Here is a 24499-nt window from a genome sequence, read left to right as displayed (position 1 = left end):
CCGCCCTTTCACATGTGCACCCGCAGGTAACGTCGAGGGCATGGCCACACTGGTGACTTTCCACGCCCATCCCGACGACGAGTGCATCGTGACCGGTGGCGTGATGCGCAAAGCGTTCGAGGAGGGCCACCGGGTCGTGCTCGTCGTCGCGACGCGGGGCGAGGCCGGGGAGGTGCCCGACTTCCTGGAGGAGGGCGAGGAACTCTGGCAGCGCCGCGTCGTGGAGACGCACGCGGCGGCGGACCTGCTGGGCGTCGCGCGCGTGGAGTTCCTGGGGTACCGCGACTCCGGGATGATGGGCGACGAGCTCAACGACCAGCCCGGGTCGTTCTGGACCGCGGACGTCGAGGAGGCGGCCCAGAAGCTCGCGGCGATCCTCGTCGAGGAGGACGCGAAGGTGTTCACCACCTACGACAGCTTCGGCGGCTACGGCCACCCGGACCACGTCCAGACGCACCGGGTGGGCATGCGCGCCGCCGAGATCGCGGGCACCCCGGCCGTCTACCAGGCGATGGTGCGCGAGTCGGAGTTCCGCGAGGCGTTCCGGATGGCGGGCATCGAGGAGCCGCCGTCGCTCGGCGAGGGCGCGGTACCGGAGTCGCAGATCAACGTCGGCGTCGACGTCACGAAGTACCTGGAGGTCAAGCGGCAGGCGATGCGCGCGCACGCCTCGCAGATCCCCGAGCAGTCGTTCTTCCTGTCGCTCGACGAGCCGACGTTCGCGCACGCGTTCGGCACCGAGTGGTTCATCCGCGAGGGCCACGAGCCGGCGACCGCGCTGGACCTGTAGCAACGGCGAACGGGGGCGGTCCCAAGTGGACCGCCCCGTTCGGTGGTTCAGCTAGTTCACGCGCTGCGGCGGCGACGCAGGAACAGCAGGGTGCCGGCACCGGCGCCCACCAGACCCAGACCCGAGAGCAGCAACCACACCGGTGACGCGCCGGTCGCCGCGAGGGGCGGTTCCGGAGCGCTGCCGCCGGGAGCGGCCGGGGTGGTCGACGGCGGGACCTCGGAGGACGAGGGCACCTCCGGGGACGTGGTGACCGGCGGCGTGGTGGTGGTCGTGGTCTCTTCGGTCTTGGTCGGCGGCTTCTGCACGCACGGCTGGTCGACCGTGTACGTCTTGAACTTGTCGAAGTCCTGGCCCTTGGCCTTGTTCGTGTCGTAGGCCTTCACTTCGACCGTGAACTTGTGGGCGACAGTGCCGTCCAGACCCTTGTACGTCTTCGTCCAGGTGGCGCCGAACTTCTCGGTTTCCTTCCCCTTCGCGGGGGTGAGAACCGTGTCACCGTCCTTGACCACGACGGTGTTCCGCTTCTCCGGCGCGAACTGCGTCAGGTCCACGTGGAGAACGACGTCCTTGCCGTCGCACTTCGCGTACCCCTCAGCGGTGTGTGCGCTAGCCGGGGTCGCCATTGCCAGCGTGGCCATGGCTGCGGTGGCGGTCACCGCGAACGCGCCGAGAACTCTCCTTGCCAACGAATCTCTCCTGCTCTGTTTGATGCGTGGCGGGGCCGAGCACACATTCATGATCCGAATCACCCGACCGGGTGAACCGCGTCACGCTAACAACACAGAGGGGTCGAAAGGTCACCGTATGACAACGCTACGGTGTCACCACGGGTAGATCCGCATGTTCTCTGTTAGGCCGATCGTGCCCGCGATCAACCGCATCTGCTCCACACCGCGCACGTCGGCGTCCAGCAGCCGGGGCGAGCAGATCATCACGGCGAGCGTCTGGGCACGGGAGAGTGCCACGTTCAACCTGTTGCGTGACAAAAGAAAGTCCAGGCCACGCGGCAGGTCCACGGTGGACGACGACGTCATGGACATGATGACGGCCGGTGCTTCCTGGCCCTGGAAGCGGTCCACGGTGCCCACCCGGGTCTCGGTGAACCCCGCTTCGGCGAGCCTGCGCCGGATCACCCGCACCTGCAGGTTGTAGGGCGCCACGACCAGAACGTCCGCATCGGTCAGCTCGCGCGTTTTGCCGTTGTCCGTCCAGGTACGACCGACGATCGCGCGCACCGTGTCCACCACGGCCTCGGCTTCCTCGACGGACGACGTGATGTTGTGCCGGTGGTCGACCTCGCGCAGGTAGATCCCGGGCTCGATGCCGGAGATCGACCTGTGGGCCGCGGTCTCGTGCGAATGGAGCAGTCCGGCGTAGGAGAGCTCGGACACGGGACGGCACACCGCCGGGTGCATCCGCCGCGTCTCCGCCAGGAAGTAGCCCAGGTGCGGAGGGATCACGTCCGCGTCGCCGAGCAGGTGGCCCAGAGCGGAGGCGTCCGAACCCGGTGGGTGCACGCCCTGCACGACCTGCGGCAGTTGCTGCGGATCGCCCAGCAGCACCAGGTTGCGCGCGGCCGTCGCCACCGCCACCGCGTCGGCCAGCGCGAACTGGCCCGCCTCGTCGATGATCATCACGTCGAACGGCTGCGCCTTGATCACGGCGTTGGAGAACGTCCAGGCCGTGCCGCCGACCAGGTGGCCCTGCGGGTGCTCCTCACGCCACTGCGCCAGCGCGCCGTTGGTCTTCGGCTGGTCCCACGGGAGGCCCTCCTCGGGCTTCTTCTCCTTGGGACGCTTGGCCATCGGGATGTCGGGATCCACCGAAGACAGCACGTTCTCGACGGCCTTGTGCGACGTCGAGGTCACCGCCACGGTCTTGCCCTGGTCGATCAGGTGCCGCACGAGCTTGGTCGCGAGGTACGTCTTGCCGGCGCCGGGCGGGCCCTGCACCGCCAGCGTCCCGCCGTCGAGCTGGTCGACGGCCTTGATCACGGCCTGCACCACGTCGTCGTGCTGCGGCAACGGCTGCGCGGGCGGCGTGCGCAGCAACAGGTCGATACCGGGGTTGCGGGGGAGCAGCGGCAGCAGCCCCACGGCCTGCTCTGCCAGTTCCGCGACGGCCTCGTCCTTCGGCGACGCAGGCACCGGACTGCCCGGCAGCACGGCGACGGGCAGTTCGGAGTGCTCCTGCGAGTTGCTCTCGGTCAGCACCAGCTCGTACGGGTTGTCGTCGGCCACCACGGCGTTGCGCGTCACGTTGCCGGGGTAGAGCAGCCGGACCTGCTCGCCCGAACCGAACGGGTGCGGGCGTTCCGGGTCGATCCGCGCGTGCACCTGCCGCTTGTGCGTCCGGACCCGTCCGGCCGGAGGCACCCAGTCCTCGGCCTTGAGCGTGATCGGCACCGCGCAGTTCGAATCCGTCTCCAGGTCGGAGATCGGCGCCAGGGCCTGCCGGAAGTAGTCGCCCCACGCCGGACTCGACTCACGCCGGTGGTAGCCGACCGTCGCCGCGAACAACGCGTGCCCCTCGGCGAGCAACGGCTCCGTCAGCGCCGCCATCCGCCGCGCCCGCTCGGCCGCTTTCTCCAACGCCGTCTCGTCGCGTTCCTGCGGCGGCGCGGTCTCGATCTCGCGCTCGACCTTGACGCGGTGCAACAGGTCCCGCAGTCCGCGAGTGGGGATCTCGTCGTCCAGCAACGGTGTCAGCGCGGGCAGCGTGTACTCCCGTGTGGACACTCGGAGCACCCGCCGCGTCAACGCGCCGAGGTCGACGCAGCGCCGCACCAGTTCGTCCACTTCGGACTCGCGGGTCGCCGTCCGCGCGGCCCGCCCGGCGAGGTCGTGCGGCGTGAAGTGGTAGACGGTCCCGGACGGCGTCCGGTCGACGAACTCCTCGAACGTCCCCTGCCAGCCCGGCGTCCGGAACGTGTCGCCGTCGACCTCCAGGAACACGTCGTCCTCGGCGGGCTCCGGCAGGTTCGCCAACGCCTCCGGCGCCACGACCTCGTAGGTGATGACGCCCGTGCGTTCCTGCCGCACCTGCAGCCGGGCCTGCGCGGTCAACGCCATGAACGAAGCGGGGGAGAGGGTCGCCGGCCGTTCCTCGGTGGCCGCAAGCGCGTCGATCGTGTCAATGCCGACCGAAACCAGCTTCCGTCGCTGGTCAGCGCGAAGACCAGCCACCAGCGACAGGTCCCGCGCCTCTTCGCGACCGGAAGCGCAGTGACGGGAGAACCGGCACCCGGTGCAGGCCGCCCGCACGTCACCCCACGACCGCTTCGGGGCAGGTGAGGGCGTCGCGAGCCGAGTGCGCAACCGCCCCAGCAGGGGAGTGAAGTCGGCGATCCGGAAAGACATCCGGCGGCCGTCGACGATCAGGTGCGCGCGAGAGGCGTCCAACGCCTGCGCCGCCGCGACCAGCGACAGCACGGCCAGGGGAGTGGCGTCGGAGGCCTCGTCGCACGGCTCATAACCGTCGGCCGTGCGCACGAGGGTCTGAGCGGTGCAGTGGAACACGCCGTCGAAGAACACGGCGTTCTCGACCAGGTCCGCACCGGAACGCATCTCCGCGGCCGTCCGGGCGGCGGCAAGGTGCAGTTCGGAGGGGGCGCCGCGCCGTTCGTCACGAGCGAGGAAGCTGCGGTGCTCGCATTCGAGCAGGTCGACGAGATCGGACGGGCTGGCGAGCATGGCTGCCGATGCTAGCGCCGCCCCCTGACAGAACGGGCGCGCGACCCGCGTTCATCCCCGAGACCCGGGTCGCGCACCCGCACCATCAGGAGCCGTCAGACGTCCGCACCACCAGGTGCGGGTCAGACGTTCGCCTCCACCAGGTGCAGCAAGGCCTCGTGGTGCGTGTTGGGGTAGTCGTGCGGCCGGAACGGACGGGTCTGCGCGCGCACCAACGCCGCCGCGGCGGCCAGTTCGCCGGTGCGCACCTCGGTGTCGCGGTGCAGGAACGCGAAGTGCGGCTCCCGCACCTCGTCCGGCCACAGCAAGGTGTGCAGCACCAGAACGCCCTGCTGGGGCCTCAAAGCCGCCAGCGTTTCCCTGCTCCGCAAGGCGAACTTCACGATCGCGGCGGTCTTGGTCCGCTCCAGCGTCTCCCGCAGCAGCACGTAGGACCGCACGGCCAGGTCGTCCGGCTCCACGTAGTAGCTGCGGTGCAACGCGACCGGGTCCACGTCGACCTGGGGCGCGAACTGCTGCACGTCGATCACGCCGTCCTCCGGCGACGGCAGGTCGCCGGGATCGATCTGCACGATCCGGCCGTCGTCGAGCTCGTAACCCCGCCCGATGTCCTCCGGCGTCAGCCGCAGCGAACACTCGCCGCACACCTGCTGGTGGCGTACGCGGCCACTGTCCTCGCGGTGCACCAGGTGCACCTTGCTGCGATGTTCGGTGGCCGCGGACACCAGCCGCACCGTCATCGTCGACATCCCGAACCGAAGTGCTCCCCGCCACACAGTCCTCATGACAAATGAGTACTCGAACAGGTGTTCAACTAAGCGTAATGCCTGATGAAAGGCATCGTTCGGACGCGTCCGACAGGTGCCTCGGACACGTGTTTCCGACGAAAGTCACCCCGAAGGCCTACTTCGACATCACCAGGGGGAAGGCGCGTAATCCTTGAGGAAGCAGCCGTACAGGTCCTCGCCGGCCTCGCCGCGCACGATCGGGTCGTACACCCGCGCCGCGCCGTCGACCAGGTCCAACGGGGCGTGGAAGCCCTCCTCGGCGAGCCGCATCTTCATCGGGTGCGGTCGCTCGTCGGTGATCCAGCCCGTGTCGACGGCCGTCATCAGGATGCCGTCGGCCTGCAGCATCTCCTCGGCGCTGGTGCGCGTCAACATGTTCAGCGCGGCCTTCGCCATGTTCGTGTGCGGGTGCCCGGAACCCTTGTAGGCGCGGGAGAACTGGCCCTCCATCGCCGACACGTTCACCACGTACTTGCGGCGGTACGACGACTTCGCCATCGAGGCGCGCAGCCGCGAGATCAGCAGGAACGGCGCCGTCGAGTTGCAGAGCTGCACCTCGAGCAGTTCGACCGGGTCGACCTCGTCGACGTTCTGGATCCACGAGTTGACCGGCGCGGTGTCCGGCACCAGGCCGCCCGCGTCGATGTCCTTCGAGCCCGCCATCAACGCGAGTGTCGTCACCGAGTGCGCCTCGGGCACGGCGGTGCCGGGCAGCGCGAGCTGGCCGTGGCCGCCGAACGAGATCAACTCGGGCCGTCGGGCGTCCCCGGTCAGCGCCTCGTGCTCGGCGTTGGCCAGCGGCGTGTACGCACCGGCGGAACGGCGCACGGTCTGGGCGGCGTTGTTGATCAGCACGTCGAGCGGCCCGTGGGACGCCACCTCGTCGGCCAGCGCCAGCACCTGGGCCGGGTCGCGCAGGTCGATGCCGACGATCTTGAGCCGGTCGATCCAGTCGGCGGCGTCGGGCATCGAGGCGAACCGCCGCGCCGCGTCCTTGGGGAACCGGGTGGTGATCGTGGTGTGCGCGCCGTCACGCAGCAGCCGCAGCGCGATGTACATGCCGATCTTCGCCCGGCCGCCGGTCAGCAGCGCGTTGCGGCCCGTCAGGTCCGTGCGGGCGTCGCGCTTGCCGTGGTTGAAGGCGGCACAGGCGGGGCAGAGGTTGTGGTAGAAGGCGTCTACCTCGACAAACCTCGTGCGGCACGTGTAGCAGGACCGGGCGCGCAGCAACGTGCCCGCCGTGGCGCCCTGAGCCGTCGACACGAGGGGAAGGCCCTGCGTCTCGTCGTCGATGCGGTCCGGCGACCCGGTGGCCGTCAGCGCGGTGACGGCGCGGTCGTTGGCCACGACGGCGGCCTTGCGCTCCGTTTTGCGGAACTTCTTCGCGGCCTTGAAGATCTTCGCGGTGGCCCGGCGGACGCGCACGGCGTCGTCGTGTTCCGCCGGCAGGTCCTCGACCTGGGCAAGCACGCGCAGGCAGACTTCCAGCTCTGCGGGGTCGATTGAGGTCATCTGAGGTCCTCCGAAGAGCCCCGTCCTTCAGGGCGGGAAGCTGTCAGGTCCCTGCGAAGCAGGATCGGGACAGCCGGGCCGCCGTCAGGGCGACACGATGTCCACGACCCACCCACGCGGGTCCGCCAGATCGGCTTGGTAATTTGTGAAATGTGAATGGGCAGGTGAAGCGGGCGTTCAAGTTCCGCTTCTATCCGACTGAGGCGCAGGCTGTGGAGCTGTCGCGCACGTTCGGATGTGTCCGCAAGGTATACAACCTGGCGTTGCAGGCCCGAGCGGAGGCGTGGGCGCTGCGTGGGGAACGGGTCGGCTACGAGGCCACGTCGGCGTTGCTGACCTCGTGGAAGCGCGCCGACGAACTCGCGTTCCTGGCGGAGGTGTCGGCGGTGCCGTTGCAGCAAGCGTTGCGGCATCTGCAGGCCGGGTTCACGAATTTCTTCGCCAAGCGTGCCCGGTACCCCAGGTTCAAGTCGCGGAAGAAGTCTCGCGCTTCGGCGGAGTACACGCGGTCGGCGTTCCGGTGGCGTAACGGGATGTTGACGCTCGCCAAGATGTACGAGCCGCTGGACATTCGTTGGTCGCTGCCGTTGCCCGAAGGGGTGGAGCCCTCGACGGTGACCGTGTCGCGGGATGCGGCCGGACGCTGGTTCGTGTCCCTGCTGTGCGAGGACCCGAGCGTGGCGCCGCTGCCCACAATGGATGCAGTGGTCGGCATCGATGTCGGTCTCGATCACCTGCTGGTGCTGTCGACCGGAGAGAGGATCAGCAATCCCCGTCACGAACTTCGCGACCGGCAACGCCTGGCCAAAGCTCAACGAAGCTTGTGTCGTAAGCAGAAAGGCAGCAGCAACCGAGGCAAGGCCCGCGTCAAGGTCGCCCGCGTACACGCCAGGATCGCCGATCGGCGCACCGACTACCTGCACAAGATCACCACTCGCCTCGTGCGTGAAACCCAAACGCTCGTGATCGAGGACCTGTCCGTGTCGAACATGGTCGGCAACCGCCGGCTGGCCCGTGCGATCGGTGATGCGGGATGGCGGCAGTTCCGGCAGCTGCTGGAGTGCAAAGCGAGCTGGTACGGGCGGGAAGTGACCACCGTGGATCGCTGGTTCCCGTCGTCCAAGCTGTGTTCGGTCTGCGGCGCACTCAAGGCGGCGATGCCGCTGCACGTGCGGACGTGGACGTGTGGTTGCGGCGCGATCCATGATCGGGACGTGAACGCGGCGCGCAACATCCTGGCCGCCGGGCTGGCGGTGACAGTCTGTGGAGCCGGTGTAAGACCTCAACGGAACACTCCGGGCGGGCGATCGGCGACGAAACAGAAAACCCCGCGGCGCGAGCCGTAGGACTTCCCTCGTTCACGAGGGAAGAAGGTCAAGAGCAGGGATTTTACGCGTTGAGGGGTGGTGGTCCGGTGACCGGGCCTGAACTGCTGGTGCTCTGGGACATCGACGGCACGCTGATCTCGGCGCGCGGCTTCGGCGGGCTGATGTACCGCGAGGCGTTCCGCAGCGCTTTCGGCAGGGAGCTCAGCGGCCCAGTCGACCTCGGTGGCCGCACCGAGGCGGACATCATCGAGGAGACGCTGCGCCTGCACGGCATCGAGCACACGGAGGAGGCGGCCAGGCTCCTCGCCGACGCGCTCGCGGACTCCTTCGAGGCCCGGCGGGCCGAGCTGTCCGGCCACGGCGAGGTGCTGCCGGGGGCGCTGGCCGCCCTCCGGCACTTCGCGGACGACCCGCGCGTGCACCAGGGCGTGCTGACGGCGAACCTCAGGAGCGTGGCGCTGATCAAGCTCGAGGAGTTCGGTCTCGCGCACCTGGTCGACTGGGAGGTCAGCGCGTTCGGCGGCGAGCACGCCGACCGGGCCGAACTGGTGACGATCGCCCGTGAACGCGCGCGGCACATCCGGCCGTTCGCCCACCACGAGGTGGTGCTCATCGGCGACACGCCGCACGACGTGTACGCGGCGACGAAAGCAGGTGTTCGGCTGGTCGCCGTGGCCACCGGGCGCAGCGACGCGGACGACCTGCGCCGGGCCGGTGCCGAGGTCGTCCTCGACGACCTGGCGGACCTCGATGAGCTGACCAGGCAGGTGTGGAAGCCCGCACCGCAGGGAAACCGCACGGCATGAATCCCGAAGCAGCCGACGCGGACGTGCAGGAGCAGCAGCGCGAGGTCGTTCCGAGCGAGCCGGTCGAGACGCAGGACACGCCGCTGGAGGCGGACGAGGCCGACGCCCAGGAGCAGCGCCGGGAAGTCCCCGTGGACCACGAGGATGAGGTCTAACGGGCTCTGGCCCTCGATCGATCACGGCGTTATGGTGCGCGGCATGCCCACAGCAGGCGGCCCGACAGTCAAACGGCTGTCCCAGCCGGACGCCGACATCAAACCCAAGGCCCTCGGCTTGCCCCGAGGGCGCACGGTGATCTCGGTCTTCGGCTCCACAGAAGACATCGAGACGGATCTCGCCGCGAAGTTGTTGCCGGTGCTCAGATCCGTCGTCGTGACCGCGGCGCGCAACGGCGCCGTGTTCGTCACCGAAGGCACCGACCGAGGCGTTGTCCACTTGCTGGGCATGGCTTTGCAGGCGTGCGAGCAGCGTTGGCCCGTCGTGATCGGAGTCGCGCCGAGCAGCAAGGTGCACGACCTGACCGAGAGCGCCACCAACGGCCAGGTCCCGCTGGAACCCAACCACAGCGTCGCCGTCGTCGTCCCCGGTTCCGAGTGGACGGACGCGACCCCGGTGCTGTTCCGCACGATCGACGCCGTGCGCCACAAGAAGCCCGTCGTCGCCCTCGTCGTCGGAGGCGAGAGCGAGCGGGAGGTGGTCGATCACCTCAGTGGTGACAACCCGTTGCTGGTGCTCGCCGGCACGGGCGGTCTCGCGGACCGGATCGCGACCGGTGACCTCACCGGCGACCTCGCGGTGCTGGTGCGCAGCGGCAAGATCTTCATCATCCACGTGGACGAGGGCCCCGGTAAGGCCGTCACCGCGCTGGAACGGTTGCTGGGCAAGGAGAAGCCCGTCAAGCCGCCGAGGATCCTGCCCAAGGTCCGGTACCGGGCCCCCGAACCGCGGCCGTTGGTCGACCCCGGTTTCGTCGTCGCGTACCCGATGCTCGCCGACGCCATCCACGACGCGAACCAGGTCGTCGCGCCGGTGTTCCAGGAGCTCGACGCGGAAGCCGAGGTCGAGCAGAACCGCTACCGGCTCACGGCCGTGCTCGCGATCGCGGGCGGCCTGACGACGACGGTGTTCGCGGCGCTGCAGACGTGGCTGAAGGACACGCCGTGGCCCGGGGTGCTCGTCGTGGCGGGCGGCGCGTTCGCCGCGGCCATCACGATCGTGGCGCGCAAGCGCGAGTCGCTCGACAAGTACCTGACGGCCCGGTCGCGCGCGGAACGCCTGCGGGCGTTGTACTTCGCGCACCTCGCCTCTGTGGCGCCCGTCACGGAGGAAGAGCGCCAGGACAAGGTGGCGGACCTGGAAGCCGCGGTCAGCAACCGCAAGCACGAGGTGGTCAGGACATGAGCGACAAGCTGAGGCAGGCCCAGTTCGTCGAGGCGTACCTGCGCCACCGCTTCCAGGACCGGCTCGACCACTTCGAACGCAGCCGCAAGCGCTACTCCCGCGCCCGCACGTGGACGGTCGCGCTCGCCGCGGCCCTGTTCATCGCCGCCGCCGCGGCCGCCGCGATCGGCATGGCGGACGGGCCGCGCAGGGCCATGTGGGCTTTTGTGGCAACGACTTTGGCCGCTCTGGGCACCGCCATGTCGCTGTACGAGGCGACGTTCGGGTTCCGCCGCCTGGCGCGGGAGAGCGCCACCACTTCCGTTGCGCTGCAACGACTTGCGGTGGACGGTCCCACACCGGACGATGTGGACGACGAACGGCTGGTCGCATTTGTGACCGAAGTGGAGTCGGTGCTGAGGTACGGCCGGTAAAGCCGAATCGCGGCTGAAATCGTTCGGGTCTGGTTTCGAGAAATCGCTTCCACGGTTAACACGCAGCGTGGGTGATCGATTACGGTAAGCACAGGTTCTGGTGTTTCGGTCACTCACTTGCCATGATGACTACATCCCCCGATGCGGAAGCAGGCACGACATGACTTGGGCGCGTCCCGCGATCGCCGAGCCCGAAACCGGCACCTTCGCCGAGGCCAAGGCTCTGGAAAAGGAGCACAGCACGATTCAGAACAGCAAGGCGGCCCGCACCGTGGCGTCTCACGCCATGGACTCGCTCGACTGCGCCGACCTGCTGGAGATGCTCGGCCTGAGCGCCACGGAGGGCAAGGTCCGGGTGTAACCCCGCGACTGGATCCACCACTCGGCCACCAGCAGGTTCACCACGAACGACAGCCAGTTCGCGGTGGCGAAGATGAGCAGCCCGTCCCCGTCGGGCACCAGTGCGCCGAGAGCCAGGCCCCAGAGGCGACCCGTCACGGCGGCGCCAGTGAGTGCGAAACCGCGGATCATCCAGATGCGGTGCTCGCCGAACTGGCGCCGCCGTGCCGTCTTGAGGCCGAACACCGCGCTGACGAACCACAGCACCGACAGGACCGTCAGCGGCCCGGACGACGCCAGCCCGTACAGCGACAGCTGGGCGCACACGACGCCGAGCACGGACGACGGCAGGACCGCCGCGAAGTAGACGCGCCCCATCACCCGGTGCACGCGCGGATGCCGCCCGCGCAGCCCCGGCCAGAACTGCGAGACACCCGCAAGGACCGCGACCGTTCCGGTGAAGATGTGCGCGACCAGCAGCCCGTAGTGCACCGGTCCGTGCAGTGCCGGCCTCGCCTGGCCCATGTCCAGCGTGACGTACGCGCTCGCCGCGAAGATCGTTATCGCCACGCAGACGAATCCCGACACCGTCAACCAGGCGGCGTACCCCCTCGAAGTCTTCATGCACTGAAGCCTGTCAACGGCTTCACTCGAACGCGCTGGTGTGCGCCCCCGAGCGAGCACGGGGGAACGCCCTACTGGGATGATGGGACTCATGCGGACGGTCGAGATCTCCGAAGAGCCGATCAGGCTAGGACAGTTCCTCAAGCTGGCGCAGCTGGCCGAGGACGGCGGACACGCCAAGGTGCTCATCGAGGACGGGGAAGTCCACGTCAACGGCGCTGTGGAGGTGCGGCGCGGGGCACAGTTGCGCGACGGCGACGTTGTGGGCGTGGAAGGCGACGAAGTACGCATTTCCGTTCGGCCGTAACCTGTTGCTCCGTTCGGCGGTAAGAGCATGCACAATCGCAGTCGATCAGACTAGGGCCTGAAGACCTGTTCTGAACGATTACCTCGGGACATACGTAACCTTTATGTCCCTTGTGGACATCTGGAATCGTCTTGTGTCGCCACGTTTTCACAACCGTGAGACGCGCGTCACGTCCGGTATTCGGGCACTGGGGAAACTTTTTTCCCGGGTCTGTAACGCGGATGCCGGAACATACGAATCACCGGTAGCGAGCTTCGGCGGCCGAGCCCGAATGACGGCGTGGCCGAAGATCACTGAGTCCCAAGTTCGAAGGTCCTCGGGGTGACCTGCGTTGTGCACGTCCGGAATCGCCGCTGAGCCGGGGAGATCAGAACGATGAGTGAGCAGGTCCGCGCTGCCCGTGACGTCGACGGGTTGCGCTCCACGCTCAACACTCTGTCGGAACACAGACAGACCCATCCACCCGTAGCGCGCTGGGAAAGTCGCTACCGATATGCCGTGATCACCGCCGATGTGCTGACCGTTGTCCTGGTCGTCATCGCCGTCGGTGCCGTCATGAGCATGCGTCACACGGCCTTCGGCCCGCTTTCCCTTGCATTGCTGGACATACTCACAGTAGTTCTCGTGGTCGGTTCACTCGCCATCAACCGCGTGTGGACGCCGACCGTTCTCGGCCAGGGAGCCGAGGAGTTCCGAAGACTCGGCCGGGGTTTGTTCGGTGCCGTTGTGGCGCTCGGCCTCGGAGCGCTCGCCGTCGACATCCCCGGCGCCCGCCTGTGGATCTTCGTCGTAGTCCCCGCGATCGCCCTGGTCGCGTTTCCCATGCGCTACCTCCTGCGCCGCCCGCTGCACCGCGGCCGCAGTGAAGGACGTTTCCTGCTCTCGGTCCTCGCAGCCGGCAACCTGGACACCGTCGAGGACCTCATCCTCCGCACCAAGCGCGTCGCCCACCTGGGCTGGCGCGTGGACGCGATCTGCACGATCGACGGCCGCGGCCGCTCCGGCACGGACGTCGACGGCGTGCCCGTCGTCGGCCAGCTGCGCGAGCTCGCCGAGCACGTCCGCCGCGGTGGGTACCGCATCGTCGCCGTCACGCCCGACGCCTACTGGACACCTCGCCGTCTCCAGCAGCTCGCGTGGGCACTCGAGGGCTCCGGTGCCGAAATGGTCGTGTCGCCCGGTCTCATGGAGGTCGCCGGCCCGCGACTGCACATGAGCGCCGTGCTCGGCATGCCGCTGCTGCGCGTGAGCGAACCGGCTCTGAGCGGATTCCGCCGTCTGGTCAAGGAAGTCGTCGATCGCGTCGGAGCGTTCGTCCTCCTGGTCCTGCTGGCACCGCTCATGTTCGCCGTCGCGGCCTTCGTGATGATCGACAGCCGTGGTCCCGTGTTCTACCGCCAGAAGCGGGTCGGCAAGACCGGTGTCCCGTTCACGATCATCAAGTTCCGCACGATGGTGACCAACGCCGACGCGTTGCGCGCCAGGCTCGCCGGCGTCGACGAAGGCAACGGCGTGCTGTTCAAGATGAAGAAGGACCCGCGCATCACCAAGGTCGGCACGTTCCTGCGCCGCTACTCGATCGACGAGCTACCACAGCTGTTCAACGTCCTCGCGGGCAGCATGTCGCTCGTCGGCCCGCGCCCGCCGCTGCCGGAGGAGACCGCGAAGTACTCCTCGGACGTGCGGCGCCGCCTGCTGGTGAAGCCCGGCCTGACCGGTCTGTGGCAGGTGAGCGGCCGGAGCGATCTCTCGTGGGAGGAGTCGATCCGCCTCGACCTGCGCTACGTCGAGGACTGGTCGCTCGCACTCGACCTCGTGATCATGTGGAAGACCTTCCGCGCCGTCTTCGGCGGCCAGGGGGCCTACTGATGGGGAACCAAGACGTGATTGGCCTTGCTGTCATCGGAGCCGGGTACTGGGGGCCGAACCTCGTTCGCAACGCCCAGGCCACCCCGGCGCTGCACCTGCGCTACCTGTGCGACCTCGACGTGGAGAAGGCCCAGCGCGTGCTGGGCCAGTACTCGACGGTCCGGGCCACCGCGTCGCTGGACGAGGTCCTCGCCGATCCCGACGTCCACGCGGTCGCCATCGCCACCCCCGCCGCCACGCACCTGCCCGTCGCCCTCGCGGCGCTGGAGGCCGGCAAGCACGTCCTCGTGGAGAAGCCCCTCGCGGCCAACTTCGAGGACGGCCTCAAGCTCGTCGAGACCGCCGAGCAGCGCGGCCTCACGCTGATGCTGGACCACACCTTCGCCTACACGTCGTCGGTGCAGCACCTGCGCAAGATCATCCGCGGTGGCGACCTCGGTGACATCCAGTACATCGACTCGGTGCGCATCAACCTCGGTCTGGTGCAGCCGGACGTCGACGTGCTGTGGGACCTCGCCCCGCACGACCTGTCGATCTTCGAGGCGATCCTGCCGGACGACGTCCGCCCGGTGGAGGTCTCGGCACACGGCTCCGACCCCATCGGCGCCGGCGTCGCGTGCGTCGGCCACCTCACGGTGCGGCTGTCCAACGGGGCGATCACGCACGTGCACGTGAACTGGCTGTCGCCGACGAAGATTCGCACGATGGTCATCGGCGGTTCGCAGCGGACGGTCGTGTGGGACGACAACAATCCCGCGCAGCGACTGTCCATTTACGACCGGGGTGTCGACCTCTCCCCGGAGCAGCAGAAGATCTCCTACCGCACCGGCGACATGGTCGCGCCGGCGCTGGTGGAACGCGAGGCGTTGCGGTCGATGATGGCGGAGTTCGCCGCGTCCATCACCGAGAAGCGCGCGCCGCTGACCGACGGCCGCGCGGGACTGCGCGTGCTGGCGGTGCTGGAGGCGGCGTCGGAGTCGCTGCGCGCCGGCGGAGTTTTCGTTCCCGTCCAACAAGTCGAAGGCAGGGTTTCTTGATGTCGGCCCCCAAGGATCTGGCTCAGCCGATCACCGGTCAGCGCGCGCTCGTCACGGGCGGCGCCGGAACGATCGGTTCGTCGGTGGTGGACCAGCTCGTCGAGGCCGGCGCGGCCGAGGTCGTCGTGCTGGACAACTTCGTGCGCGGCCGCCGGGAGAACCTCGCCTCCGCGCTCGAGTCCGGTGTCGTGCGCATCGTCGAGGGCGACATCAACGACAAGGCGCTGGTGCGCGAGCTGACCGAGGGCAAGGACCTCGTCTTCCACCTCGCCGCCATCCGCATCACCCAGTGCGCGGAGGAACCTCGCCTCGCGCTGGAGTGCCTGGTCGACGGCACGTTCACGATCCTCGAGGCCGCCGCGGCCGCCGGGGTGAAGAAGGTCATCGCGTCGTCGTCGGCGTCGATCTACGGACTCGCGGAGTCGTTCCCGACCAACGAGCGGCACCACCCGTACAACAACGACACCTTCTACGGCGCCGCGAAGGCGTTCAACGAAGGCATGTTGCGCAGCTTCAAGGCCATGTACGACCTCGACTACGTGGCGCTGCGCTACTTCAACGTGTACGGCCCGCGGATGGACGTCCACGGTCTGTACACCGAGGTGCTCATCCGCTGGATGGAGCGCATCGTCGACGGCAAGTCGCCGCTCATCTTCGGCGACGGCGCCCAGACGATGGACTTCGTGCACGTGCACGACATCGCACGCGCCAACATCCTCGCGGCCAAGGCGCCGGTCACGGACACGGTGTACAACATCGCGTCCTCCCAGGAGACCTCGCTCAAGGAGCTCGCCCTCGCGTTGCTTGCCGCGATGGACTCCGACCTGCCGCTGGAGCACGGCCCCGAGCGCAAGGTGAACGGCGTGACGCGCCGGCTCGCCGACATCAGCCTCGCGGCCACCGAGCTCGGGTGGAAGCCCGAGATCGAGATGGACGGCGGACTGCGCGACCTCGTCGCGTGGTGGCGTGCCGAGAAGGCCGCCGCAGAGTCCGCCTGACCCACCAAGACCGCGGGCGCGGCCGACACCCCCAGGTCCGCCGCGTCCGCACCCCTTCCGCGGTCGTCGCTCTGTTCCACCCGCCGTCGAGCAGAGCGACGGCCGCGGACACCAACTCCGCCAGACAAGAGGTAGAGCTTTGATTCCGGTTATGCGGCCGTTGCTCGGCGAAGAAGAGGCGCTCGCCGCCGCCGAGGCCGTCCGGTCCGGCTGGGTGGCCCAGGGTCCTCGCGTCCGGGAGTTCGAAGAAGCGTTCGCCGCGTCGGTCGGCGCGCAGCACGGTGTCGCGGTGTCCTCCTGCACAACGGGCCTGCACCTCGCCGTGCACCTGCTCGGCATCGGCCCCGGTGACGAGGTCGTCGTGCCGTCGTTGTCGTTCATCGCCACCGCGAACGCCGTGCGCTACACCGGCGCGACCCCCGTCTTCGCCGACGTCGAGGCCGAGACCGGCAACCTCAGCGCGTCCACAGTGGAACCGGTGCTCACCGAGCGCACCCGCGCGGTCATGGTCGTGCACCAGGCCGGCGTGCCCGCGGACGTCGACGCCCTCAAGGCGTTCTGCGAACCGCGTGGCATCGCGGTGATCGAGGACGCGGCCTGCGCCGCGGGCTCCACCTACAAGGGCGAGCCGGTCGGCACGAACGCACTGCTGGCCGCCTGGTCGTTCCACCCGCGCAAGCTCCTCACCACCGGTGAGGGCGGCATGGTCACCACCGACGACCCCGACTGGGCCCTCCGGCTCAAGCGCCTGCGGGAACACGGGATGAGCGTGTCCGCCGCGGACCGCCACAACGGCGGGTCGGCCGTCATCGAGCAGTACCTGGAGACGGCGTTCAACTACCGGATGACCGACATCCAGGCCGCCGTCGGCCTGGTCCAGCTGTCCAAACTGGACGCCATCATCGCCCGTCGCCGTGAGTTGGCGGCGCGCTACCACGAGTTGCTGGCGGACACCGGCATCACCACGGTCACCGACCCCGAGTACGGGACGACGAACTACCAGTCGTTCTGGGTGTGGCTGCCCGAGGGCGCGGACCGCCAGGAAGTGCTTGCGGGTCTTGCCGAACGCGGCGTGAGCGCACGGCGCGGAATCATGGCGTCACACCTCGAACCCGCCTACGAGGGTCACGCCTGCGCGGAACTGCCGGTGACGGAGGCCTTCACGGCCCGGACGCTGATCCTTCCGCTCTTCCACGACATGACCGAGTCCGAACAGGACACAGTCGTGTCAGCGTTGTCGGAAACTCTCCACACATCCCGGCTGACCGTGCGTGGTTGAAAAGTAAAGATTCAACCCCCATCGGAACATTTTTGTGTTGACACGTAACAGTTCTAACGAGATCGCCGACGTTCGGAGTAGCAGCCCTGTGCTGTCCAGCGTAGTGCGCGGATCACACACGGTAACTCCGTCCGAGAGGTGAAACCCAATGGTGGCTCAGCAGTCGCGTCTCGTGCGGGTGCTTGTGATCACGGCATTAATCGCATCGACGATGTTCGTGCTCGGCGTCTTCAACCCTCCGAAGGCCAACGCCGCTCCGTGTGACTTCCCCGTCACCAACAAGGTCGCCTGTGAGAACACGCAGACCGGGGCGGACAACTGGCAGGCCCAGTACCGGGACGACACGATCCTCGGGTACACGACGGACATCAGCTACAACATCGGCCAGACCGTCAGCTTCAAGATGCTGACGTCGGCCTCCTCGTACAAGCTCGACATCTATCGGATGGGCTGGTACGGCGGCAAGGGCGCCCGGTACATGGGCACGGTCAACCGCAACACACCGCAGAACCAGCCACCGTGTCTGCGGGACACGCCGTCCGCGCTCGTCGACTGCGGCAACTGGGCGGTGTCGGTCAGCTGGAACATCCCGTCCACCGCGGTCTCCGGCATCTACTACGTGCGCATGACGCGCAACGACACCGGTGCCGAGAACGAGATGGCGTTCGTCGTCCGCGACGACAGCTCGACCTCGAAGGTCTTCTTCCAGACCTCCGACGCCACCTGGGTCGCCTACAACCGCTACGGCGGCAACAGCCTCTACTTCGGTGACGGCCCCGGCCAGGGCGGCAGCTCTTACAAGGTCAGCTACAACCGCCCGTACACCGGCGGTGATGGCGACGAGAACTTCATCTTCAACGCCGAGTACCCAATGCTCAGGTTCCTGGAGCGCAACGGGTACGACATGAGCTACACGACCGATGTGGACTCCGCCCGCCGCGGCAACCTGATCAAGAACCACAAGGTCTTCATGGCGGTCGGCCACGACGAGTACTGGTCGAACGAGCAGTGGAACAACGTGATGGCCGCCCGTGACGCGGGCGTGCACATGGCGTTCCTGACCGGCAACGAGATCTTCTGGAAGACCAAGTGGGAGAAGAGCATCGACTCCTCCCAGACCGACTGGCGCACCATCGTCTGCTACAAGGAGACGAAGGGTGCCCAGAACGACGGCGAGAACACCTGGACCGGCACGTGGCGAGATCCGCGCTACAGCCCACCGCAGGACGGCGGCAGGCCCGAGAACGCCCTGCTCGGCAACATGTTCACGGTCAACGGCCGGCGTGACGACGCGCTGCAGGTCCCGGCCGCGTACGGCAAGATGCGGCTCTGGCGCAACACCGACCTGGTGAACCTCGCCGCGGGCACCACGTACACGTTCGAGCCCGGCACGCTGGGCTACGAGTGGAACACCGTGTACGACAACGGCTTCCAGCCCGCCGGCGTCGCGCAGATGTCGCGCACGACGGTGAACCTCGACGGCTACTACGCGCTGAAGAACTACGGCGACGAGTACGGCTCGAGCACCGAGACGCACGCGATCACGTACTACCGCGCGCCTTCCGGCGCCCTGGTGTTCGGTGCCGGCACGGTCCAGTGGGCGTGGGGTGTCGACGACGAACACGCGTTCCCGACCAACACGCCGACGTCGGACAAGCGGATCAAGCAGGCGACGGTCAACTTCCTCGCGGACATGGGCGTGCAGCCCTACCAGCTGTGGGCGGCCGACCAGTTGACCATCTCCGGCGCCATCAACGACAACACGGCGCCCGGCGTGCAGATCACGACCCTGCCCGCGCAGTCGGCGGTGGGCCAGGCCTACACCTTCAGCGGCACCGTGATCGACGCCGCCGGCAAGGTCGCGGGCGTCGAGGTCTCGACCGACGGCGGCGCGCGCTGGCACTACGCCAACTGGCAGGCCGGCCAGACGTCGTGGAGTTACACCTACACGCCGAACCAGTCCGGCACGGCACAGCTGCGGGTCCGGGCGGTCGACGACTCGCTGAACCTGTCCGCGCCCGTGTCCGCCACACCGAGCGTCACCGCCAAGACCTGTCCGTGCGGCATGTTCTCCGGCACGGAGGTCCCCAAGGTCGCCTCCGCCAACGACAGCTCGCAGCTCGAGCTCGGCGTGAAGTGGCGGGCCGCGAGCAACGGCTACGTCCGCGGCGTGAAGTTCTACAAGGGCACCGGCAACACCGGCACGCACACCGGTTCGCTGTGGTCCTCCACCGGTGACCTGCTCGCCACCGGCACGTTCACCAGCGAGAGCCCGACGGGCTGGCAGACACTGCTCTTCCCGTCGCCGATCGCGGTGAACGCGAACACGACCTACGTCGTGTCGTACTACACGCCGACAGGGCACTTCGCCTACGACACCGGCGGGTTCTACCAGCAACAGGCGTACATGCAGCCGATCACCGGCCTGCAGTCCGGTGTGGACGGGCCGAACGGCGTCTTCCGCTTCGGCGCCGGCTTCCCGAACCAGACGTTCGACCACACCAACTACTGGGTCGACGTGGTGTGGGCGACGGACCCCGGTCCCGACACCCGTGCGCCGATCCAGAGCGCGTCGTCCCCGGTGACCAACGCCGGTTCCGTCGCGCTGAACACCACGGTGTCCGGCACCTTCGACGAGAACGTGACGCTCGCCTCGGCCCAGGTCACGGTGACAGGGCCGTCGGGCGCGGTCACGGGCACCAAGTCGATCTCGAACGACGCCCGCACGGTCACGTTCACGCCGTCGGCGCCACTGGCGGCGGCCACGGCCTACACCGTCACGATGAGGGCGGCGGACGCGGCGGGAAACCTGTCCACGCAGTCGAACTGGACGTTCACGACAGGCTCGCCGCGCCCGGCGACCTGCCCGTGCACGGTCTGGGACGACTTCGCGGCACCGGCCGTGATCGACTCCGGTGACACGAGCCAGGTCGAGGTCGGCACGAAGGTCCGCTTCGACGGCAAGGGCGAGGTGCTCGGCGTCCGCTTCTACAAGGGCACCGGCAACACCGGCACGCACACCGGCTCGCTGTACACCTCCACGGGTCTGCTGCTCGCGACCGGCACGTTCACCGCGGAGACGACGTCCGGCTGGCAGAAGCTGATGTTCACCTCGCCGGTCCAGGTGCAGGCGAACACGACGTACATCGTCTCGTACAACGCTCCGAACGGCCGGTACTCGGTCACCTCCGGCTACTTCAACGGCCAGGACGCGAGCTACCAGTCGCTGCACGCGTTGCAGAACGGCACGGACGGCGGCAACGGCGTCTACAAGTACGGCACCGGTTTCCCGAACAACTCCTACAACGCCACGAACTACTGGGTCGACGTCATCTACCGCAACGGCCTCAACGGTGACACCACGCCGCCGACGATCACGAACCGCACGCCGGTCGTGAACGCGACGAACGTGGGCCTGCAGAGCGCTCTCACGGCGACGTTCAGCGAGCCGGTCGACCCCGCGTCGGCGCAGATCTGGCTGAAGGACCCGAAGGGCGCCAAGCTGTCCGGCTCGGTGTCGCTGTCCGGCGACCAGAAGACGGTCACCTGGACGCCGTCCGCCAAGCTCGTGTCGGGTACGCAGTACCAGGCGCACGTGGGCATCGCGGACGTCAACGGCATCGCGATGACGGCTGCCGCGGAGTGGAACTTCACGACCACGACCACCGCGACCTGCCCGTGCTCGCTCTTCAGCACGGCGACGGTGCCGGACGAGACGTCCGCGGACGACTCGGGCGCGTACGAGCTGGGCGTGCGGATCACCCCGACCCAGTCGGGCCAGATCACCGGTGTCCGCTTCTACAAGGGAGCCGGCAACACCGGCACGCACACGGGTTCGCTGTGGAACGCGAGCGGTCAGCGCCTCGCGACCGGCACGTTCTCCGGTGAGACCGCGACGGGCTGGCAGACGCTCACCTTCGCGCAGCCGGTGATCGTCAGCTCCGGCCAGACCTACACCGCCTCGTACACGACGACCACCGGGCACTACGCGGTGAACGCCGGGTACTTCGGGACGGGTGCGGTCACCTCCGGTCCGCTGACGGCGCCGCAGGAGACGAACGGCGTGTTCACGCCGGGCAACGGTTTCCCGACCATGACGTACGGCTCCGGCAACTACTGGGTCGACGTGGTCTACCAGCCCAACGCGGACAACGTCGCTCCGGTGGCGCAGTCGCACACGCCGCTGAGCGGCGCGTCGGAGGTGGCCCTGAACTCGGCGGTCACCGTGTCGTTCGACGAGCCCGTGGACCTCAACTCCGCGCAGTTCGACGTCACCGACCCCGGTGGCGCGAAGATCGCCGGCACGCGGTCGCTCTCGCCGGACAGCAGGATGATCACGTTCACGCCTGCCGCTCGTTTCGCGGCGTCCACCGTGTACTCGGTGAGCGCGAAGGCCGCGGACACGTTCGGCAACATGATGGCCAACCCGGTCACGTGGTCGTTCACCGCGACTACCACGCAGACCTGCCCGTGTTCACTGTTCAGCGCCGCGACCGTTCCGACGGTGACCTCGGCTGACGACAACGGCGCGTACGAGCTGGGCGTCAAGTTCACGTCGAGCGCGAACGGGCAGGTCACCGGCGTGAAGTTCTACAAGGGCGCGGGCAACACGGGCACCCACACCGGGTCGCTGTGGTCCGCGGACGGCCAGCGCCTGGCCACCGGCACGTTCTCCGCTGAGACGGAGTCCGGCTGGCAGACGCTGACGTTCTCGCAGCCGGTCGCGATCACGGCCGGTACCGAGTACACGGCCTCGTACACGACCACCACGGGTCACTACGCGGTGAACGCCGGCTACTTCGGCACGGTGACCTCGCCGCCGCTGACCGCCGCACCGTCCGCCGGTGTGTTCACGGCCGGGTCGGGCTTCCCGACCTCGACCTACAACGGTGGCAACTACTGGGTGGACGTGGTGCTCGGGTGACCGCACGGCCACTGCTGTTCATCGGGGCAGGTGGACTCGCTCGCGAGACTCTCGCGGCGGTCCGCCTCCTCCCGGAGACGTGGAACCCCCTCGGGGCGCTCGACGACTCCACCGCCCTGCACGGCACCCTGATCGACGGGGTGCCCGTGCTGGGCGGGCTCGACCTCCTGGCCGATCATCCGGACGCGGCCGTCGTGCTGTGCATCGCGAGTGCGCGACGGTCGCTGGTCCGGCTGAGCGTGGCCAGGAAGCTCGGCCTGCCGGACGCGCGATGGGCGACCATCGTGCATCCGGCGGCGGTGACGTCCGGTGCTTCTGTCGGCGCCGGAACGATCCTGCTCGCGGGTGTCGTCATCACGACGCCGCTTTCCGTTGGACGGCACGTGGTGGCCATGCCCCAGGTGCTGATCACCCACGACGACGAGGTGTCGGACGGCGTCACGTTCGCCGGCCGCGCCTCGCTCGCGGGGTCGGTGCACGTCGGGGAGGCCGCGTACCTCGGACAGGGAGCCATGGTGCGCGAGGGTGTGAAGATCGGCGCCGGTGCCGTGATCGGCATGGGAGCCGTTGTCCTGCAGGACGTTCCGGCAGGAGAAACGTGGGCCGGCGTGCCGGCCCGCCCGTTGCGTGGGGAGAGCGCGTGATCGAGATTCCACTGGTGGACCTGCGTGCCCAGCACGAGCAGGTGGCCGACGAGGTGGCCGACGGCTGGGCCGAGGTGCTCAAGACGACAGCCTTCATCAACGGCCCCCAGGTCGCCCGGTTCGAGTCGGAGTTCGCCGCCTACCAAGAAGTTCCGCACGCCATCGGTGTCGGCAACGGCACCGACGCCATCGAACTGGCGTTGCGCGCGCTGGGCGTCGGCCACGGCGACGAGGTCGTGCTGCCCGCCAACACCTTCATCGCCACGGCCGAGGCCGTCGCCCGTGCCGGCGCGACGCCCGTGCTCGTGGACTGCGTGGACGACACGCTGCTGATCGACGTCTCGCAGGTGTCCTCCGTGGTCACTTCGCGCACCAAGGCCATCGTGCCCGTGCACCTCTACGGCCAGGCCGCCCCGGTCGAACTGCTGCCGCTCGGTCTCCCGGTCGTCGAGGACGCGGCCCAGGCCCAGGGTGCACGCCGCAACGGTGTGGCTGTCGGTGGGTTGGGTGTCGCGGCCGCGACCTCGTTCTACTCCGGCAAGAACCTCGGCGCGTACGGCGACGGCGGCGCGGTGCTGACGACGTCGGACGCCATCGCCGAGTCGGTCCGATTGCTGCGCGAGCACGGTTCGCCGCGCAAGTACGAGCACCCGGTCCTCGGCTTCAACAGCCGCCTCGACACGCTGCAGGCCGTCGTCCTGTCCGCGAAGCTGCGCCGCCTGGAGGGCTGGAACCAGGCCCGCCGCGCCGCGGCCCAGCGCTACACCGAGATGCTCGCCGACGTCCCCGGCGTGCGCACTCCGGTGGTCCTGGACGGCAACCTGCCCGTCTGGCACCTCTACGTCGTGCGCGTGGCCGACCGCGACCGAGTGCTGTCCGCTCTGCACGCCTCGGGCATCGGCGCCGGCATCCACTACCCGACGCCGCTGCACAAGACGGGCGCGTTCGCTCACCTGGACGGCTCGTTCCCGATCGCGGAGACCTCGGCCGCGGAGATCCTGTCGCTGCCGCTGTTCCCCGAGATCACCGAGGCGCAGCAGACCCGCGTCGTCGAGGCGTTGAAGGCAGCGCTCTGATGACGGGCGTCCGCGTGCACCCGCACGGCCTGTGCGAGTCGGACGACGTCGGCGACGGCACGCGCGTGTGGGCGTTCGCCCACGTGCTGCCCGGCGCGCGCATCGGCCGTGACTGCAACATCTGCGACGGCGCGTTCGTCGAGTCGCGCGCGGTGCTGGGCAACAACGTGACGGTCAAGAACGGGACTCTCGTCTTCGACGGCGTCACTTGTGAGGACGACGTGTTCCTCGGGCCGAACGTGTTGTTCACCAACGACCTGCGGCCTCGCGCGCACGTCAAGAAGACCGGCGACGCGTTGGAGACCACGCTGGTACGGCGTGGGGCGACTCTCGGCGCTGGCGCGATTGTCGTGTGCGGCACGGAGATCGGTGAGCACGCGTTCGCCGCGGCCGGCGCGGTGATCACGCGCTCGGTGCCCGCGCACGCGTTCGTGGCGGGCAACCCGGCGGTGGTGAAGGGCTGGGTTTGTGCTTGTGGGGTGAGGCTCTCAGACGATCTGTCGTGCCCCGAGTGCGGGATCCGGCACGAGGAGACCGCGGACGGCCTGAAAGCCGTCTGACAGCCGCCTGAGAACGAACCGAGGCCCCCGCGCGGATTCTGTGCGGGGGCCTCGGCCGTCGACCCGAGAACAACCGCGAACACCGGTACCGTCCCACTAGCTTCGACAT

General features: G+C 68.5%; 21 protein-coding genes. 16 read left to right on the top strand and 5 right to left on the bottom strand.

Going from position 1 to position 24499, the window contains the following annotated elements:
- The first annotated feature begins 40 nt into the window (after positions 1–40).
- Entirely contained in the window at positions 41–790 is a 750-nt protein-coding gene (locus LX88_RS26325; RefSeq protein ID WP_258950476.1) for a PIG-L family deacetylase, read from the top strand.
- A 56-nt stretch (positions 791–846) separates the two neighbouring features.
- Here the strand turns inward: LX88_RS26325 and LX88_RS26320 are convergent, their stop codons facing one another.
- From LX88_RS26320 to LX88_RS26305, 4 genes are all read right to left on the bottom strand, one after another.
- A complete protein-coding gene (locus tag LX88_RS26320; protein ID WP_258950475.1) occupies positions 847–1479 on the bottom strand; it encodes an LPXTG cell wall anchor domain-containing protein in 633 nt (210 codons plus the stop codon).
- Positions 1480–1614: 135 nt separating this feature from the next.
- Positions 1615–4485, bottom strand: coding sequence for an AAA domain-containing protein (locus LX88_RS26315; protein ID WP_258950474.1), 2871 nt, complete (start codon positions 4483–4485; stop codon positions 1615–1617).
- 122 nt (positions 4486–4607) lie between these two features.
- A complete protein-coding gene (gene ku / locus LX88_RS26310; RefSeq protein ID WP_258950473.1) occupies positions 4608–5270 on the bottom strand; it encodes a non-homologous end joining protein Ku in 663 nt (220 codons plus the stop codon).
- 129 nt (positions 5271–5399) lie between these two features.
- Complete coding sequence (locus tag LX88_RS26305; RefSeq protein WP_258950472.1) at positions 5400–6785, bottom strand: SDR family oxidoreductase; 1386 nt, start codon at positions 6783–6785, stop codon at positions 5400–5402.
- A 164-nt stretch (positions 6786–6949) separates the two neighbouring features.
- Between LX88_RS26305 and LX88_RS26300 the strand changes: the two genes are divergently transcribed.
- From LX88_RS26300 to LX88_RS26275, 6 genes are all read left to right on the top strand, one after another.
- Positions 6950–8131 carry an RNA-guided endonuclease InsQ/TnpB family protein gene (locus LX88_RS26300; RefSeq protein ID WP_258950471.1) on the top strand — a complete coding sequence of 394 codons (1182 nt, stop codon included), beginning with the start codon at positions 6950–6952 and terminating at the stop codon, positions 8129–8131.
- A 68-nt stretch (positions 8132–8199) separates the two neighbouring features.
- Positions 8200–8919 carry a haloacid dehalogenase-like hydrolase gene (locus LX88_RS26295; protein ID WP_258950470.1) on the top strand — a complete coding sequence of 240 codons (720 nt, stop codon included), beginning with the start codon at positions 8200–8202 and terminating at the stop codon, positions 8917–8919.
- The gene (locus LX88_RS26290; RefSeq protein WP_258950469.1) at positions 8916–9074 is read left to right on the top strand and encodes a hypothetical protein; all 159 of its coding nucleotides are present in this window, start codon (positions 8916–8918) and stop codon (positions 9072–9074) included. Before LX88_RS26295 ends, LX88_RS26290 begins: the two co-directional genes overlap by 4 nt.
- A 43-nt stretch (positions 9075–9117) precedes the next feature.
- Complete coding sequence (locus LX88_RS26285; RefSeq protein WP_258950468.1) at positions 9118–10320, top strand: DUF4231 domain-containing protein; 1203 nt, start codon at positions 9118–9120, stop codon at positions 10318–10320.
- Entirely contained in the window at positions 10317–10733 is a 417-nt protein-coding gene (locus tag LX88_RS26280; RefSeq protein WP_258950467.1) for an SLATT domain-containing protein, read from the top strand. The genes LX88_RS26285 and LX88_RS26280 overlap by 4 nt, the downstream gene beginning before the upstream one ends.
- A 160-nt stretch (positions 10734–10893) precedes the next feature.
- Entirely contained in the window at positions 10894–11094 is a 201-nt protein-coding gene (locus LX88_RS26275) for a hypothetical protein (RefSeq protein WP_258950466.1), read from the top strand.
- Here LX88_RS26275 and LX88_RS26270 read toward each other — a convergent pair.
- Entirely contained in the window at positions 11013–11696 is a 684-nt protein-coding gene (locus tag LX88_RS26270; protein ID WP_258950465.1) for a DUF2306 domain-containing protein, read from the bottom strand. The two genes, LX88_RS26275 and LX88_RS26270, sit on opposite strands and share 82 nt — an antisense overlap.
- A 91-nt stretch (positions 11697–11787) precedes the next feature.
- Between LX88_RS26270 and LX88_RS26265 the strand changes: the two genes are divergently transcribed.
- The 9 genes from LX88_RS26265 to LX88_RS26225 all read left to right on the top strand — a co-directional run bounded on the left by LX88_RS26265 (position 11788) and on the right by LX88_RS26225 (position 24390).
- Positions 11788–12003, top strand: coding sequence for an RNA-binding S4 domain-containing protein (locus tag LX88_RS26265; RefSeq protein WP_258950464.1), 216 nt, complete (start codon positions 11788–11790; stop codon positions 12001–12003).
- 375 nt (positions 12004–12378) lie between these two features.
- Complete coding sequence (locus tag LX88_RS26260; protein WP_090068874.1) at positions 12379–13872, top strand: sugar transferase; 1494 nt, start codon at positions 12379–12381, stop codon at positions 13870–13872.
- A 14-nt stretch (positions 13873–13886) separates the two neighbouring features.
- Positions 13887–14909 carry a Gfo/Idh/MocA family protein gene (locus LX88_RS26255; RefSeq protein WP_245983693.1) on the top strand — a complete coding sequence of 341 codons (1023 nt, stop codon included), beginning with the start codon at positions 13887–13889 and terminating at the stop codon, positions 14907–14909.
- Entirely contained in the window at positions 14909–15907 is a 999-nt protein-coding gene (locus tag LX88_RS26250; protein WP_258950463.1) for an NAD-dependent epimerase/dehydratase family protein, read from the top strand. The genes LX88_RS26255 and LX88_RS26250 overlap by 1 nt, the downstream gene beginning before the upstream one ends.
- Before the next feature lie 151 nt (positions 15908–16058).
- A complete protein-coding gene (locus tag LX88_RS26245; RefSeq protein WP_258950462.1) occupies positions 16059–17186 on the top strand; it encodes a DegT/DnrJ/EryC1/StrS family aminotransferase in 1128 nt (375 codons plus the stop codon).
- Between the two features lie 148 nt (positions 17187–17334).
- Positions 17335–22110, top strand: a complete 4776-nt coding sequence (locus LX88_RS26240; protein WP_258950461.1) for a DUF4082 domain-containing protein — start codon at positions 17335–17337, stop codon at positions 22108–22110.
- Positions 22107–22754 carry a NeuD/PglB/VioB family sugar acetyltransferase gene (locus LX88_RS26235; RefSeq protein ID WP_258950460.1) on the top strand — a complete coding sequence of 216 codons (648 nt, stop codon included), beginning with the start codon at positions 22107–22109 and terminating at the stop codon, positions 22752–22754. The genes LX88_RS26240 and LX88_RS26235 overlap by 4 nt, the downstream gene beginning before the upstream one ends.
- Entirely contained in the window at positions 22751–23830 is a 1080-nt protein-coding gene (locus LX88_RS26230) for a DegT/DnrJ/EryC1/StrS family aminotransferase (protein WP_258950459.1), read from the top strand. Before LX88_RS26235 ends, LX88_RS26230 begins: the two co-directional genes overlap by 4 nt.
- The gene (locus LX88_RS26225; protein ID WP_258950458.1) at positions 23830–24390 is read left to right on the top strand and encodes an acyltransferase; all 561 of its coding nucleotides are present in this window, start codon (positions 23830–23832) and stop codon (positions 24388–24390) included. Before LX88_RS26230 ends, LX88_RS26225 begins: the two co-directional genes overlap by 1 nt.
- The last annotated feature ends 109 nt before the right edge of the window (positions 24391–24499 follow it).

The sequence above is a fragment of the Lentzea californiensis genome (genome assembly GCF_024648825.1).
In the GTDB taxonomy this organism is placed as follows: domain Bacteria; phylum Actinomycetota; class Actinomycetes; order Mycobacteriales; family Pseudonocardiaceae; genus Lentzea; species Lentzea californiensis.
The sequence above is the reverse complement of the archived record's forward strand: the minus strand, read 5'-3'. Positions and strand labels throughout refer to the sequence as shown.